General features: G+C 65.8%; 16 protein-coding genes. 12 read left to right on the top strand and 4 right to left on the bottom strand.

Features of this window, described 5'->3' with window-relative positions; translation table 11 throughout:
- Positions 1-39: 39 nt before the first annotated feature.
- The 8 genes from AWC14_RS15695 (at position 40) to AWC14_RS15660 (ending at position 6,336) form a co-directional block, all read left to right on the top strand.
- Positions 40-891: a helix-turn-helix transcriptional regulator gene (locus AWC14_RS15695; protein ID WP_045373411.1), complete on the top strand. Its 852-nt coding sequence runs from the start codon at positions 40-42 to the stop codon at positions 889-891.
- Between the two features lie 23 nt (positions 892-914).
- Positions 915-1,154 (top strand): hypothetical protein, encoded by a 240-nt coding sequence (locus AWC14_RS15690; RefSeq protein WP_045373413.1) that lies wholly within the window; start codon positions 915-917, stop codon positions 1,152-1,154.
- A complete protein-coding gene (locus tag AWC14_RS15685; RefSeq protein ID WP_052425469.1) occupies positions 1,139-1,534 on the top strand; it encodes a type II toxin-antitoxin system VapC family toxin in 396 nt (131 codons plus the stop codon). Before AWC14_RS15690 ends, AWC14_RS15685 begins: the two co-directional genes overlap by 16 nt.
- Positions 1,535-1,834: 300 nt before the next feature.
- Positions 1,835-2,134 carry a WXG100 family type VII secretion target gene (locus AWC14_RS15680; RefSeq protein WP_052425470.1) on the top strand — a complete coding sequence of 100 codons (300 nt, stop codon included), beginning with the start codon at positions 1,835-1,837 and terminating at the stop codon, positions 2,132-2,134.
- Entirely contained in the window at positions 2,134-3,966 is a 1,833-nt protein-coding gene (locus AWC14_RS15675; RefSeq protein WP_235215791.1) for an alpha/beta hydrolase, read from the top strand. The genes AWC14_RS15680 and AWC14_RS15675 overlap by 1 nt, the downstream gene beginning before the upstream one ends.
- Before the next feature lie 98 nt (positions 3,967-4,064).
- On the top strand, positions 4,065-4,541 hold the full coding sequence (locus AWC14_RS15670) for an LppA family lipoprotein (protein WP_045373415.1): 477 nt from the start codon (positions 4,065-4,067) through the stop codon (positions 4,539-4,541).
- Between the two features lie 72 nt (positions 4,542-4,613).
- On the top strand, positions 4,614-5,660 hold the full coding sequence (locus tag AWC14_RS15665) for a hypothetical protein (protein ID WP_152602487.1): 1,047 nt from the start codon (positions 4,614-4,616) through the stop codon (positions 5,658-5,660).
- 82 nt (positions 5,661-5,742) lie between these two features.
- The gene (locus AWC14_RS15660) at positions 5,743-6,336 is read left to right on the top strand and encodes a hypothetical protein (protein WP_045373419.1); all 594 of its coding nucleotides are present in this window, start codon (positions 5,743-5,745) and stop codon (positions 6,334-6,336) included.
- Between the two features lie 213 nt (positions 6,337-6,549).
- Here the strand turns inward: AWC14_RS15660 and AWC14_RS15655 are convergent, their stop codons facing one another.
- Together AWC14_RS15655 and AWC14_RS15650 are read right to left on the bottom strand one after the other, a co-directional pair.
- Positions 6,550-7,206, bottom strand: coding sequence for an L-fuculose-phosphate aldolase (locus AWC14_RS15655; protein ID WP_045373421.1), 657 nt, complete (start codon positions 7,204-7,206; stop codon positions 6,550-6,552).
- Positions 7,203-8,195 carry an NAD(P)-dependent oxidoreductase gene (locus AWC14_RS15650; protein WP_045373423.1) on the bottom strand — a complete coding sequence of 331 codons (993 nt, stop codon included), beginning with the start codon at positions 8,193-8,195 and terminating at the stop codon, positions 7,203-7,205. The genes AWC14_RS15655 and AWC14_RS15650 overlap by 4 nt, the downstream gene beginning before the upstream one ends.
- 554 nt (positions 8,196-8,749) lie before the next feature.
- On the opposite strand from AWC14_RS15650, the gene AWC14_RS15645 reads away from it, so the two are divergent.
- Entirely contained in the window at positions 8,750-9,991 is a 1,242-nt protein-coding gene (locus AWC14_RS15645; protein ID WP_235215792.1) for an RNA-guided endonuclease InsQ/TnpB family protein, read from the top strand.
- A 49-nt stretch (positions 9,992-10,040) separates the two neighbouring features.
- Positions 10,041-11,393 (top strand): xylulokinase, encoded by a 1,353-nt coding sequence (locus tag AWC14_RS15640; protein ID WP_045373455.1) that lies wholly within the window; start codon positions 10,041-10,043, stop codon positions 11,391-11,393.
- Here AWC14_RS15640 and AWC14_RS15635 read toward each other — a convergent pair.
- Entirely contained in the window at positions 11,377-12,282 is a 906-nt protein-coding gene (locus AWC14_RS15635) for a class I SAM-dependent methyltransferase (protein ID WP_045373427.1), read from the bottom strand. The two genes, AWC14_RS15640 and AWC14_RS15635, sit on opposite strands and share 17 nt — an antisense overlap.
- A complete protein-coding gene (locus tag AWC14_RS15630) occupies positions 12,279-13,208 on the bottom strand; it encodes an SAM-dependent methyltransferase (RefSeq protein WP_045373429.1) in 930 nt (309 codons plus the stop codon). The genes AWC14_RS15635 and AWC14_RS15630 overlap by 4 nt, the downstream gene beginning before the upstream one ends.
- Before the next feature lie 218 nt (positions 13,209-13,426).
- Here AWC14_RS15630 and secY point away from each other — a divergent pair, with 218 nt between their 5' ends.
- Both secY and AWC14_RS15620 read left to right on the top strand, forming a co-directional pair.
- Entirely contained in the window at positions 13,427-14,752 is a 1,326-nt protein-coding gene (secY, locus tag AWC14_RS15625) for a preprotein translocase subunit SecY (protein WP_045373430.1), read from the top strand.
- Positions 14,749-15,300 carry an adenylate kinase gene (locus tag AWC14_RS15620; RefSeq protein ID WP_045373432.1) on the top strand — a complete coding sequence of 184 codons (552 nt, stop codon included), beginning with the start codon at positions 14,749-14,751 and terminating at the stop codon, positions 15,298-15,300. The genes secY and AWC14_RS15620 overlap by 4 nt, the downstream gene beginning before the upstream one ends.

Below are 15,300 nucleotides of genomic sequence, written 5' to 3'. Positions count from 1 at the left end.
TTAGGTGATAATGAGTAAAACTCGGACTATTTTAAGCTCATGACGGCAGCAGCTCGGCTGGTTCGCCACCGCGGCGGGGTGCCGGTCTACGCATACCGGGCCGACGTGAACACACCGCCGGTGTCCGTTGTACGAGGCGGCCGCGACGACGTGGTCGAACGGGGGCGCCACATCCACGACTTCCCGGCACTGTGGTACGTGCATGCGACGGGCCTCGTCTACGTGGTCGCTCCCGGTGAGGTGATCGACCTCGAGCGGGTGAGCCGCACCGACGGCGGCGTCGGCCTGTTCTTCGACCCGGCCGCGCTGGGCGGCGACGGGCGCTCGCCGTGGCCTGCGTGGCGGGCGCACCCGCTGCTGTTCCCGTTTTTGCATGGCCGCTCCGGTGCACTACTGGAGCTGGCCGTGCCGGCGGCCCGTCGACCGGTGTGGGACGCGACGATCGGGTCCATCGAAGCCGAGCTGGCCACCCGCCAGGAGGGTTATCGGCAAGCGGCGCTGGCACATCTGACGCTGCTGCTGATCGATCTCGCACGGCTCGCCGGCGACGTCGTGGGCGATCTGCGGCGCAGCGGCGAACCGCTGCTGGCCGAGGTGTTCGCGGTGATCGACCGCCGCTACGGCGAGCCGCTGTCGCTGCGCGACGTCGCGTCGGAGCTCGGGATGACGCCGGGGCATTTGACGACCGTCGTGCGCCGCCGCACCGGGCGGACGGTGCAAGAGTGGATCATCGAGCGGCGCATGGCCGAAGCCCGTAGCTTGCTGGCCGACACCGATCTTCCGGTTGCCGCGGTCGCCCAGCGGGTCGGCATCTATGACCCGGGCTATTTCAGCCGGCTGTTCCGCCGCGTGCACGGCACCACACCGCGGAACTGGCGGACGGCCGCTTGAGGTGCATGTGTTAACATGCATGCATGCGGACGACGGTGGAGATCACCGATCAGCAGCACCGCGCGCTGAGCGCAATCGCTCAGCGGCGCGGTGTACGCGGCTTCTCCGCACTTGTCCAGGAGGCGTTGGATGTGTACCTGGCGAGTCTGAACAACGAGGAAATCGACCTGCTGTTAGGACTCGAAGGGACGCTCACCGAGTCCGAGGCACGAGAGGTGCGCTCGCGCATCGATGACGCAAGGGCCAGATGGCGGGCCTCGTAGTCGTCGACACCGACCTTCTGGTCGACTTTCTCCGTGGCAAGGGGCCCGGCGTGCGGTTGGTGCGCGAGTTGATCACCCGCCATCGCCTTCGGCTCACCGCGATAACCGCCTTCGAATTGCGCATCGGCACGGATTTCTTGGCTCGCCGCGATGACATTCTGCGCCTTGTCCGTTCGCGGACTTTCCCATTGGACCCGGCTGGTGCGTTACGTGCCGGTGAGGTGGCTGCGACCCTGCGGGCAGCCGGCCAAGACATCGGCATGGCCGATTGCCTGCAGGCGGGCATCTGTTTGAACTTCGACCTGCGGTTCGCCACGCGCAACCGCAAGCACTTCGATCGGGTGGAGGGTTTGCGGTTGGTAGACATCACCACCACGTAGGTGCCGAGGACAAACTCGGCTGCGTCGGGTTCGCTCGCAAACAGCCGTAAATTCCGGCGAAGCCGGCGTTGAAGTCGTCGGGGATGGGGTTCCGCCAGCAACTGAGCGGATCTGGTCCCTTAGGGACACCGTGAGAACGTGGACTGCGATTGGGTTGCCGACCTTACGGATGTAGGCCGCGCCGGCTTGACGGCTGCATTAAGTCGCGTCAGCGAGATGCCGACGCCCGCCCCTCACTTTCGTGCATAAGCCCTGCTCGTGAGCGGTTATGCTGTCCTGGACGGCAGCAGGGGGTGGAGAGTGCCTGAACCACTGGAAATCGACCCGATGGCTCTGCACATTTCGGCTGAGCAGATGAACGTGCATCACGCGGATTTGCGGGCCGCTCATGCAGCCGCCGACAGCGATATTGAAGGTGCACAATCTGGCTGGGTCGGTGCCTCGGCGGCGGCGCTGCAAGCCAAACTCGCGGAATGGCAGGCCACCACCGAGAAGTTGTGTGGCAGCATGGCCGATCACGAGCAGGCTTTTCGGGCGGCCCGTGCTGCCTATCTGAAGGTTGACGGCGAAAGCGCCGACGACATCGACGACCAAATCTGATGTCGGTCAACAGTATTGCCGATGTCGATCGTTGGGATGCCGGGTGCCTTCGGCAGGTGTCGGCGGCGTTAGGCAAACGCGGTGCTAGTGCCGCCCAAGTCAAAGAGGGGCTTTCCCGGTTGCCGTTGATTGCCAGCTGGCAGGGCAGCGGCGGGGATGCCGCGCGGACGTCGTTGGACAAGCTGAGCAATCATCTTGTGGCGCATACCGATGAGATGCAGGCGGTCGGCCTAGCGATCAACAAAGCGGCCGATGAGGTTCAAGAGGTCAAAGACGCGTTGAGCAGCGTTGACCGCGATGCGCACGCGTGGGGGTTCAACATCGACCGGGCCACCGGCACGGTCACGCCCAGCGACAGCCTCGACATGGACCACCCGACAAACCGGCAGCGCCAGGCCGAGCTTGAAGCGCGGATCAAAAAGGTTGTGGCCGACGCCAACACCGCCGATGCCGATCTGGCTCGTGCGATCACGTCGGCCGGCAAGGATGCATCCGGCCCCGCCGAGACCCGCCCCGACGTGCGGGCAGCACTTTCCGGGCCGCTGCCGGATGACCCGAACAAATTCCGTGACCTGTGGGACAAGCTCACCCCGCAGGAAAAGGATTGGCTGTATCGCCAAAACCACAACATCGGTAACCATGACGGGATGCCCGCGGTGGATCGCGACCACTACGGGCGGCTCAATCTCGCTGACCAGCTGGCCCACGCCAAGGCTGCTGCCGCGCAAGCCGATGCGTTGAAGAACCAGCACCCGGACTGGGCGGCTGGCAAGAACATTCCGCATCCCAACGAGCCGGGGGCGATCTTCGACGACCGGCTCGCCTACGAGGCCTGGCAACGCCAATACGACGCCGCCCAAAACGGCGCCAAATACCTGCCCGATCTGCAAGCCGTCGACAAAGCAATCGCGGGCAAGCCCGATCGCAAACTGATGCTGCTCGACACCGAAACCGGTAAGCAGGCCCGCGCCGCCGTCGCCGTTGGCGACCCTGACAAGGCCACGCACGTTTCGGTCAGCACACCCGGTCTCAACACCACCGTGCACGGCGCCATCGGAGGGATGAGTGACGAGGCAACCCGTCTGAGAGACGAAGCTCTGCGGCAGTTGCAGAACACGCCTGGCCACGAACACGACACCGTGTCGGCGATTGCGTGGATTGGCTACGACCCGCCGCAGGTGCCCGGCTTCGACGACCTCGGCAAGTCGCTGGCCGGCGGGTGGGGTGTCAGCCACGACGATATCGCCCGAGCTGGCGCCCACGACCTGGCACGCTTTTATAACGGGATACAGGCCACCCACCAGGGCGGCCGAGCTGATCTGACTGCGATAGGGCATTCCTACGGCTCGCTGACCACTGGCCTGGCGTTGCAGGAACCCGGTGATCATGGGGTGTCACGGGCGCTGTTTTATGGATCCCCTGGCGTCGAAGCCTCCACGCCCCAACAGTTGCACTTGCAGCCCGGCCACGTGTTCACGATGGAGACCCCCGACGACCCGATCCAATGGACCTACGACGGCCCGCGCATCGCGCACGATCTGGCCCCGTTCCTACCGCAGCCGTTCAGCACCATCGCCGAAGGCATCTTGGGTGGCGCGGACGCCACTGGGGCCGGGCATTTTGGCCCGAACCCGGCCACCAACCCCAACTTCACCCACCTTGCCACCGGCGCCACCACCGTGCCCGATGGCCACGGCGGCACGTTGAATCTCGAAGGCGCTCAAGGACATAGCGACTACCCGCGCTTCCCTGACGACGGGGGGCTCAGGACCACGAACTACAACATCGCCGCCGTTCTCGCCGGCCTGGGCGACAAGGCGGTTCGCGAATAGTGACCAACAACCCAATCAACAACGCCCCAAATCGGCGACACCACCGATTGCTGGTCGCTGCCCTGGTCGCCGCCGCACTAGCCATAGCAGGATGCCACGTGAAACAACCCTATGAACCCACCCCGCCCACCGACGCCGCCACGGCCCTTGAAGTACTCAAATCCCTCCCCTCATTCGAAGACACCCAGGCCCAGGTGCAAGCCGCGATAGACCAAATCAAAGCAGCCGCAAGCCAACTCATCCCCTCCATCATCTGGGAGACCCCCAGCGAAGGATCGAGTGAAAACTGTCAGCGACGTCCCTACGATCAGGCCGACGCGCAAGGCTATTTCTTACCCCACGCCGTCGCTGTGGGTGTTCCGGTCTCTGAGCAGCAGTGGACGAAAATTCAAGAGGCCGCTAAAGAGTCGGCTGCCAAGCTCGACGCCACCGAGGTTCAGGTTATGAAAGATCAGCCTGGAAATCACGACGTCGGCTACTACGGCCCGACTGGCTTATTCATCAAAGTCTCGTACGGGGGCAACCTCGTGGTCTCAGGGTACACCGGCTGCCGATTACCCCGTGACAAGAAGTAGCACCAACACCCGTCCCCGATGCGGTAAATGCCTAATTTCACCGGGAGCCCTCGATTACTGCTTAGGCGTTGGTTGCTGCTGATTGCTGTTGCCGTTACGGTGGTTTGCGCGACTTGCTGCGGTTTTCCAAACCGTCGCAATGCGGCTGACTCGATCGGCCGGTCGATCCGCGCAATGCCCGGCGTGGCCGACGCCGACGTGCATTACGACACTTCCGTTGATAGCGGCGCGCACTTCGATCTCACGGTGACGTTGACCCCGACTGTGACCAATGACCAAGGCGCAGCAGTCGCCCACGCCTTCGTCGACCAAATGGCCACCGCCGATTTTGCGCACTTCGATGTCAGCTTCGAGCTTGTGTATCGACACCCGGGCGTGACGGACCTGCCGGGCAGTTCGTGGACGACCAGCTCAAGGTTGACCACTCGATACGCTTTCGATGAGACGGTCGTCGTCCGCCCCGATCGCTCAGCTAAGGCCGTCGCTGGGGCTGCCCGGTGGTGGCTTGACATCGCCCGTTCACCGGCGATTGAAACCGTTACGGCGTCATTGCCGCTTGAAGATGCGTACACCAGTGTTGTCGGTCCGAACCTTCGCGTGCAGATACCTGTGGCTGCGGATGATGTCGTGCTGGATAACTTGATTCACCTTCATCCGCAACTGAACTCAGCGGCGTGGATTGTGGCGATACCCGGGAGGGACCAGTACACGCCTCCGAACTCGTACCAAACAATTGGGCTGTTTCTGGATCGGAGGCTACGCCAGATCTGGCAGAACATCGTCGACCAAATCCGGCCGATCGATAGCGCAGAGGGATCAACTGTGTTGCCCCCAAAGCAGGGCCGCACAACGACGGAGGCCACGGTCGGCATAGCATTCGACTTTGGCAGGGAACATGATTTTGAGCGGATCGCCCGTGGCGTCGTACCCTTGTTAGCGCAGTTGCCGAATCCCGTACTTTTTAGGCTCAATGCAGGTGTCGAGGCTCCGCCACCCCGCGATGTCATCGATCGAAACCTCACCGTCACCATCGGTGGTTGCACCCCACCGGATCCTCAATACACGCATCCGACTGAGCCGCTTGAAGCCGAGCTACGCCACCAATACGAGAAGTGTTGAATCGACGGAACGACGGTCACGATGAGGGGGTCGACCCCTCCTGAGCAGGGAGTCTGCCTTCGGCGGTGGCTACCATCTTGGAATGGTTCCTGAGCGCGACGACAGAATGAGAAAAGCCGCTGAGCACGTCGAAAAGATTCGCAACGCGGTCGTCGAGCTGCTGGATGCAGACGTTGCCGCGGCGGCACAGATACGCAAGGGGTCCGACAAAATCCTGGCCGTGGCTGACGAAATACACAAGCATCCGCTGCCCACTCGCTCTCAGGTCGAGAATTGGCTGTCGTCACACATAGACGAAACTAGGCAACACATGTTCGACGCGGCAAAAGCCTGGCGCACCGCCGCAGTAGCGCATGAACATGCACTCGAGATGTACGACGTTGCCGCCGAGGCGGACGCCAAAGGGTTGCAGGTGGACACCGTCGGTTTACGCGAGGTCGCCGATAGCCTGCGGGCCCACGCGTCCCAGCTGAAACTTATCGAGCGGCGATATGAGAGCGACGCCATCCAGCCAAGCATCTACGCCTGCAACGAGGCTATCGCGAGAATCAACGAAAAACACACCGTCATCGCAGCTCGACTGAACGCCACCGCTGACCGGCTCATGCAGATCGCCGCCTATTACGATATCGCGCCAGCCGACAGGCCAAGGATTGCGTGGCCTACGCCGAGGTGATCGGCCACCGAGCTGCCCGTCTAATGAGATCGATGCCGTCATATCAACTAGACAACGTCACGTCGACTGAGAACAGACAACGACGTCGCAATAGTCAATGACGAATTACCCTCTGGTGGTCGTCATTTCGAGCGCGGCCAATAACACAGGCCCTGGTCCACACCAGGGGAGTGGAACCTGTGAGAGCGTCGAGAACCCCGCCTTCTCATGAATCTACATCGGGTTCGCCCGCAGATACGAATAGATCCCCGCGAAGCCGGCGTTGACGTCCTCGGGGATCGGCACCGGCCCACCGAGAGCCTTTGCGCCCCAAACGATTTGCGCGGTGCGCTCGACCAGCGCGGTGACGTGCAGCGCCTTGTCAGGCCGTGGGCCGACGGCCACCATGCCGTGGTTGGCGATCAGCGCCGCCGCGCGGCCCTCCAACGCCTTCACCGCGTTGGCGCCGACGTCGGGTGTGCCGGACGCGGCGTACTCGGTGCAGCGGATGTCGCCGCCGCAGTAGACGGCGAACTCGTCGATGCACGCCGGAATCGATTGGTGCGCGATGGCGAACATCGTCGCCCACACCGGATGGCTGTGGATGACGGCGCCGATGTCGTCAAAAGCCTTGTAACAGGCCAGGTGCAGCTTCATCTCCGTCGACGGGGAGCGGCCTTCGGCCGCGTGCAGCACCTCGCCGTCGGGATCGACCAGTACCAGATCCTCGAGCGTCATCTCGGCGTAGTCGACCGACGACGGCGTGATGACCAGGTTGCCGTCCTCCCGTCGCGCAGAGATGTTGCCCGCCGTCCCCTCGACCAGCCCGCGGCGCAGCATGTCCTTGGCCGCAGCCAGCACCGCGGCCTCCGGGTTGTCGACAAATCTCACGGGGTCAGCACCTCCGGATTGACGATATGCACCGATCGACGGCCGGACAACAGCGCTTCCAGATCGTCGGCCACCATCTGCGCCTGCCGCGCCTCAGTGTTCCAGGTAGCCCCGCCGATGTGCGGCGTGAGCACCACATTCGGCATGCCAACCAGAGGGTGATCGGCGGGCAGCCATTCGCCGACAAAGTGATCCAGCCCGGCGGCGGCGACCTTGCCGCTGCGCAGCGCCTCGACCAGCGCATCGGTGTCGTGCAGCTGCGCCCGCGCGGTGTTCACAAACACCACGCCGTCGCGCATGGCCGCGAACTGTTTGCCGCCGATCAGCCCGGCGGTCTCCTCGGTGACCGGCGCGTGCAACGAGACAATGTCGGCCTCGGCGAGCAGTTCGTCGAGGCTGTGCCGGGCCTCATCGTTGTACGGGTCGTAGGCGATGACCCGCATGCCCAGCCCGGCCAGCCGCCACTGCACCGCGCGGCCGACGGCGCCGAGCCCGACCAGCCCGGCGGTCAAGCCGGCGAGTTCCCACGCCCGGAACCGCTGATACGGAATTGTGCCGTCGCGGAACACTTCCCCGGCCCGTACGTCGGCGTCGGCGGTCAGCACATGCCGGGTGCACGCGAACAGCAGCGCAATCGTCATCTCCGCGACCGCGTCCGCGTTACGGCCCGGCGTGAACAGCACCGGGATCCCGGCCGCGGTGGCGCCGGCGACGTCGACGTTGTTGGGGTCCCCTCGGGTGGAGGCGATTGCCCGCAGGCCCAGCTCGAACACCGGATCGCCGACCGAATCGCCTTCCACCACAACGACATCGGCGCGCTCAGCCGAAATCCGCTCGGCGAGTTGCTCGGCGCTGTAAATCCGTAACGGCCGCTGCTCAATCCACGGGTCGTAGACGACGTCGGCCAGCCGCCGCAATTTGTCGAACCCTTCGCCACGCAGCGGCGCGGTCACCAAAGCTCGCGTCACGACTACTGGTGGAATGGCCATATTCGAAGTCTGAGCTATTCCTATCTGTATCAGGCGGCCAATGTTGGAACTTTTGGGCGGCATGGCGATCTCTAATTAAATTAGTGTGGTCAGCGCCTGCCAGCTCGGGCCAGCGCATCCTTGGCTCGTGAAGCGAGCGCGCCGACAAGGTCAACCGCCGACACGTGGTCATTGATGGGTCGATCGCCCCGCTGGCCCATATAGACAGCGACGGTAGATCGCCGCGGACTCCCGAGCAAAACGAGCGCATCCCAATATCCAGCACTTGACCAACTGGCACGCCGATACGGGTCCTAGGGTTTTGACTATGCCTGATCGCACTGCCAGTCTGACCGCTATCGCGCAGCACGCAGAGGCGTTTCTCGACAGCCTCGATGAGTGCTTGATGACCGACCGGGTCGACGCAGTCGGTGTGCGTGAGTCGCTTGGTGGGGCTGTTCCCGACCACGGCGAGAACCCAACAGCTGTCATCGATGTGCTGATGGGTGACGCCGGTCCGGCTCTAGTTGCAGGCCTGGGTTGTCGGTGGCCACCTTTATGGTGTCGGTGTGTTGATGCGTTACCGATACCGCATCGAACCGACACAGGCGCAGCAGCAGATGTTGGCCCGGGTGCTCGGGTGTTGTCGCGTTGTGTTCAACGACGCACTGCGGGTCCGCGACGACGCGTACCGGGCTGGGGAGAAAATTCCCGATACCGAGATTCAGCGGCGGGTGATCACCCAAGCCAAAGCCACCGAGGAGCGGTGGTGGCTAGCCGAGGTGCCCAGCGTGGCACTGGTGCAGTCGGTCAACGACTCGCGCCGGGCTTTTCGCAACTTCTTCGATTCAGTGTCGCGCAGGCGCAAGGGGCGGCGGATCGGCCGGCCACGGTTCAAATCCCGGAAGGACCATCGTCAATCGTTTCGGCTTACCCGAAACGGATTCGGCCTGCGGCCCAACGGCCGGTTGTTTCTGGCCAAGGTGGGCGAGGTGCGGGTCCGCTGGTCACGGGAGCTGCCCGGCCAGCCGTCGAGCGTCACGATCATCCGCGAACCCGACGGGCACTACTACGCCTCGTTTGTGGTCGACGTCGAACCCTCGCCGCTGCAGGCGAGCGACCGCGAGGCTGGGGTGGATGTGGGTCTGAACCGGCTTGCCACGGTCGCGACCACAGACGGGCAACGCACCGACGTCGCCAACCCGAAACACTTGGGCCGCAAGCTGCGCAAGTTGCGGCGTTTGGAACGGGAGAAGTCGCGCAGGCAGGAAGGATCAGCCAACAGGAACAAGACGCGGCGCAAGGTTGCCGCCCAGCATGGAAAGGTCGCCCGCGCCCGGCGGGACTATCACCACAAGCAGGCTTTGGCGTTGGTTCGCGAAAACCAAGTGATCCACGTCGAAGACCTCAACATTGTTGGGATGGTCGCCAACCGCCGACTCGCACGAGCCATCAGCGATGCCGGGTGGGGGCAGTTCGTGAAGATCATCGGCGAAAAAGCCGGCCGCTACGGGCGAAGCCTGCATCAGGTGTCGCGGTGGCTGGCCTCCAGCAAGACATGCTCTGCATGCCAGCATCGGCTCGACGAACTTCCGCTACAGATCCGGGAGTGGACCTGCCCGGCGTGCCGGACGGTCCACGACCGCGACTACAACGCCGCCAAAGTCATTCTCGCCGCCGGGCGGGCGGAGAGACTAAACGCCACCCACCAACGTGGGCGGGAGCGCGCCAGCGGTCCCGGTGGAGCCCCCGTAAGTCCTCCCATCATCCGGGAGGCACGGGGCGATGAAGCAGGAAGCACCCCGTCAGCGGCGTAAGTCGCCACGGGAATCCTCGGACTTTCTGTACGAGGAGCACGTCAAGCGCGTGTCACGCAAAGAGGTCACACTCGGCATCGACATCGGCAGCACCGCCGTCAAAGCCGTGGCCGCCGACGAGGACGGCCGGGTCACCGCGCGGACACGCATTGCTCACCAACTGCGCGTCCCCGCCCCGGACCGGCTGGAACACGACGCCGACGAGGCGTGGCGCCGCGGCCCGCTGGCCGCCCTGGGCGAACTGGCCGGCGAAAACCCCCGCGCCGCCGCGGTGTCGGCGATGGTGCCGTCGCTGACCGCCGTCGATGACACCGGGCGGCCCATCACGCCCGGACTGCTGTACGGCGACGGGCGCGGCCGCACACGCGTCGATCCCGGCGCATCGCTCCCGCCGACAGGGGAGGCGGCCGAATTCCTGCGCTGGACGGCCGCCGAGGCACCCGGCGCGGCCGGATACTGGCCGGCGCCGGCGGTGGCGAACCATGCGCTGGCCGGCGACGCCGTGGTCGACTTCGCGACCGCCTACACCAGCCTCCCGCTGTTCGACGGCACCGGCTGGAACGAGCAGGCGTGCGCGGACTGCGGCGCGACGGTCGACCGCATGCCGCGGGTGGACGCTCCGGGCATGGCGGCCGGGCAGTTATCCGGGAGCGACACCGTGCTGGCGGTCGGGGCGATCGACGCGTTGTGCGAGCAGCTGGTGGCGGGCGCCGCCCAGGACGGCGACGTGCTGGTGCTGTGCGGCACGACGCTGATCGTCTGGGTGACCATTCCCGAACACCGGCAGGTGCCGGGCCTGTGGACCATCCCGCACACCGCCGCCGGCAAGAGCCAGATCGGCGGCCCCAGCAACGCCGGCGGGCTGTTCCTCGGCTGGGTGGATCGCCTCCTTGCGCCGGCAGACCCCAGTACCGCCGACCCGCGGCGGGTGCCGGTGTGGTCGCCGTATGTGCGTGGTGAACGGGTGCCCTACCACGATCCGGACCGGCGCGCGGCGCTCGAGGGCCTGGATCTCACCCACGACGCCGCCGCGCTGCGCCGGGCCGCCTACGAGGCGTCCGGCTTCGTCGTCCGCCAGTTCGTCGAGCGCAGCGGCGCCCCGGTCTCCCGCATCGTCGCGGCCGGCGGCGGCACCCGGGTCGCGCCGTGGATGCAGGCCATTGCCGACGCCACCGGCCGGCCGGCGCACGTGTCGGCGGTCGCCGAAGGTGCGGCGCTGGGAGCGGCCTTCCTGGCGCGAATGGCCGTCGGACTCGAGTCGTCGATGACGGACGCCGCCCGGTGGGCGCGCACCGAGCGGGTCGTCGAACCCGACCCGGCGTGGAAGAGCGCGACCGAGGACCGCTACCACCGGTTCCTGGAGCTGGCCGAACGGCGGTCCAGTCCTATCGCACCGCGGTGATCGCGACCGTGTTGCGCATCGGCGCCGATGCGGCGTCGTCGGGCAGCTCGAGGCCGTAGCCGGCCAACAGCTCGGCGCGACTGGACATCGAGATCGTCCAGTCATGGGCGGCCAGGTAGTCCGGCACGGCCTTGCGCTCGCCGTGGTACACCAGCTCGGACAGGTCGAGGTCCAAACCCTGCTCGCGCCAGTGCGGGGCCATCGTCTTGCTGCGCTCGGCCATCGCGGCGCCGCCGTCGGGGTGGTATTCGGTGGCCAACCGGCTGCCTGGCGCGCTGAGCGCGGTGATGAGGTCGAACAGCCGGTCCTGCGCGTCCGGCGGCAGATACAACAGCAGCCCTTCGGCGATCCACGCGGTCGGCTTGGCATCGTCAAAGCCGTTGGCGCGCAACGCAGCCGGCCAATCCTCGCGCAGGTCGACTGGCACGGTTCGCCGTTCGGCGCTCGGCTGGGCGCCCAGTTGCGACAACGTCGCCGACTTGAAGTCGACGACCGCCGGCTGGTCCAACTCGAAGACGACGGTGCCGTCCGGCCACGGCAACCGATAGGCGCGAGTGTCCAAGCCCGCGGCCAGGATCACCGCCTGGCGCACACCGTCGTTGGCCGCCGCCGTGAAGAAGTCGTCGAAAAACCGGGTCCGCACAGCGATGTTCGTGACGACGTGGCGCGGATCGACCGGTAGCGCGGCCTCCCCGCCATCCGGGAGGTCCCCGTCGAGCAGGCGGACGAAGTAGTCGATGCCCACTGCCCGCACCAGCGGCTCGGCGAACGGGTCGTCGATCAGCGGAGGCTCGGCGCGCGTCGCCAAGGCCCGGGCGGCGGCGACCATCGTCGCCGTCGCGCCCACGCTCGACGCCAGATCCCAGCTGTCGCGATCCGAGCGGGTCATCGCGCCAGCTCCGCGCTGAGGTAGACCACGTCGCCGAAGGGGGCGTCGTCGGCATCGATCGGCGGCAGGCCGTGCTTGGTCAGCAGATCCGTGGCGCTGGCGCCGCTGGTCCGCCAGCCCTTGCCGGCCAGGTAGGTCGCCACGTCGGTGCGGTGGTCGAAGTAGACCAGGGCGGCCATGTCCAGCTCGAAGCCGTGGCGGCGCCAGCGGTCGGTTTGGCGCTGCATGCGCCGGCGCAGTTCCGCTTCACCGAGGTCGTTGACGTCCACCAGGCCTTCGGTGGCGAACCGGCTGCCGGGCACGCTGCACTCGGTGATCTGGTCGAGCAGCCGGTCCTGGGCCGCGGCGGGCAGATAGCCCAGCAGCCCCTCGGCGATCCAGGCGCTGCGCTGGGCCGGGTCGAAGCCGGCCTGTGTCAGCGCGGCCGGCCAGTCGTCGCGCAGGTCGATCGCCACCACCCGCCGATCCGCCGTCGGCTGCGCGCCCAGCTCGGCCAGTGCGGCGGTCTTGAACTCGATCACCTGCGGCTGGTCGACCTCGAACACCGTGGTGCCGGGCGGCCACGGCAACCGGTAGGCGCGCGAGTCCAGCCCCGAGGCCAGGATGACGGCCTGCCGGATCCCGGCCGCGGCCGCGTCGGCGAAAAAGCCGTCGAAGAATTCGGTGCGGATGGCCATCGCGTCGGCGAACCGGCGCAGGCCCTTGGCCTCGTCGTCGTCGAGCTCGCGCGGATCCAGTTCGCCGCTCGCCATCTTGGTGAAGAAGTCGACGCCGACGGCGCGCACCAGCGGCTCGGCGAACTGGTCGTTGATCAGCGGATTCGGGCTTCGGGTCGCCACGGCCCGGGCGGCGGCCACCATGGTCGCGGTCACGCCGACGCTGGAGGCCAAGTCCCAGGTGTCGCCCTCAAACCGTGTGCCGGCCATCCACCAACTCCTCGATACTTAGCCAACGTAATGACAGCAGGAACTGTACGCCTGCGTGCGGGGGACCGCTGCCTGCGCTGTTACTCTCGTAGACTGCTTGACGCGCGACTCTGCATATCCTGGCCTGCGGGTCGGCGCGTAACGCAGGACCAACCGACGCTGGCCAGACCAGCCCCATCGGCACGCCGCGACCAGAGCCCGGCTGCGCAGGAGGAAGAGTGCTTTCGGCTTTCATCTCATCGCTGCGGACAGTCGACCTGAGACGGAAGATCCTGTTCACGCTGGGCATCGTCATCCTCTACCGGGTCGGCGCGTCGATCCCGTCGCCCGGCGTGGACTACCCGAACGTGCAGAAGTGCATCGCGCAGGTCAGCGGCGGCGAAGCCGCGCAGATCTACTCTCTGATCAACCTGTTCTCCGGGGGGGCGCTGCTGCAGCTGACGGTGTTCGCGGTCGGGGTGATGCCCTACATCACCGCGAGCATCATCGTGCAGCTGCTGACCGTGGTGATCCCGCGTTTCGAAGAGCTGCGCAAGGAAGGCCAATCCGGCCAGGCCAAGATGACGCAGTACACCCGCTACCTGGCGATCGCGCTGGCCATCCTGCAGGCCACCAGCATCGTAGCGCTGGCCGCCAACGGCGGGCTGCTGCAGGGCTGCAGCCTGGACATCATCGCCGACCAGAGCATCTTCACCCTGGTCGTCATCGTGCTGGTGATGACGGCCGGTGCGGCGCTGGTGATGTGGATGGGCGAGGTGATCACCGAGCGCGGGATCGGCAACGGCATGTCGTTGCTGATCTTCGTCGGTATCGCCGCCCGCATCCCCGCCGAGGGCAAGTCGATCCTGGACAGCCGCGGCGGCCCGATCTTCGCCGCAGTCCTGGTGGCCGCGCTGGTCATCATCGTCGGCGTGGTGTTCGTCGAGCAGGGCCAGCGCCGCATCCCGGTGCAGTACGCCAAGCGGATGGTGGGCCGGCGGATGTACGGCGGCACCTCGACGTATCTGCCGCTCAAGGTCAACCAGGCCGGCGTTATCCCGGTGATCTTCGCGTCGTCGCTGATCTACATCCCGCATCTGATCACCCAGCTGATCCGCAGCGGCACCGGCGGCGTCGGCAACACCTGGTGGGACAAGTTCGTCGGCAACTACCTGTCGAACCCCGCCGACCCGGTCTACATCGGCCTGTACTTCGGGCTGATCATCTTCTTCACGTACTTCTACGTGTCGATCACGTTCAACCCCGACGAACGTGCCGACGAGATGAAGAAGTTCGGCGGGTTCATCCCCGGCATCCGCCCGGGCAAGCCGACCGCCGACTACCTGCGGTTTGTGCTGAGCCGCATCACGCTGCCCGGCTCGATCTACCTCGGCGTGATCTCGGTGCTGCCCAACCTGTTCTTGCAGATCGGTAACACCGGGCAGGTGCAGAACCTGCCGTTCGGCGGTACCGCGGTTTTGATCATGATCGGCGTCGGTTTGGATACGGTCAAACAGATCGAGAGCCAGCTCATGCAGCGCAACTACGAAGGGTTCCTGAAGTGAGAGTTGTTTTGCTTGGGCCGCCCGGCGCCGGGAAAGGCACCCAGGCGGTCAAGCTGGCCGAAAAACTCGGAGTCCCACAAATTTCCACCGGCGACCTGTTCCGCAGCAACATCAGCGACGGCACCAAACTCGGCCTGGAGGCCAAGCGCTACCTCGACGCCGGTGACCTGGTGCCCTCCGAGCTGACCAACCAGCTCGTCGACGACCGCCTCGACGACCCGGACGCGGCGTCCGGTTTCATCCTGGACGGCTACCCCCGCTCGCTGGAGCAGGCCAAGGCGCTGCACGACATGCTCGAGCGCCGCGGCACCAAACTCGATGCGGTGATCGAGTTCCGGGTGCCCGAAGACGTGTTGCTCGAGCGGCTGAAGGGCCGCGGACGCGCCGACGACAACGACGAGGTCATCCTCAACCGGATGAAGGTCTACCGCGACGAGACCGCGCCGCTGCTGGAGTACTACCAGCACGAGCACGAGCTGAAGACCGTCGACGCCGTCGGCACCGTCGACGAGGTGTTCGCCCGCGCCCTGCAAGCCCTGGGCAAGTAG

Source organism: Mycobacterium kyorinense (assembly GCF_002101735.1).
Lineage (GTDB): Bacteria > Actinomycetota > Actinomycetes > Mycobacteriales > Mycobacteriaceae > Mycobacterium > Mycobacterium kyorinense.
Note: the sequence above shows the minus strand (reverse complement) of the source record. Positions and strands in the feature narration are given on the sequence as shown.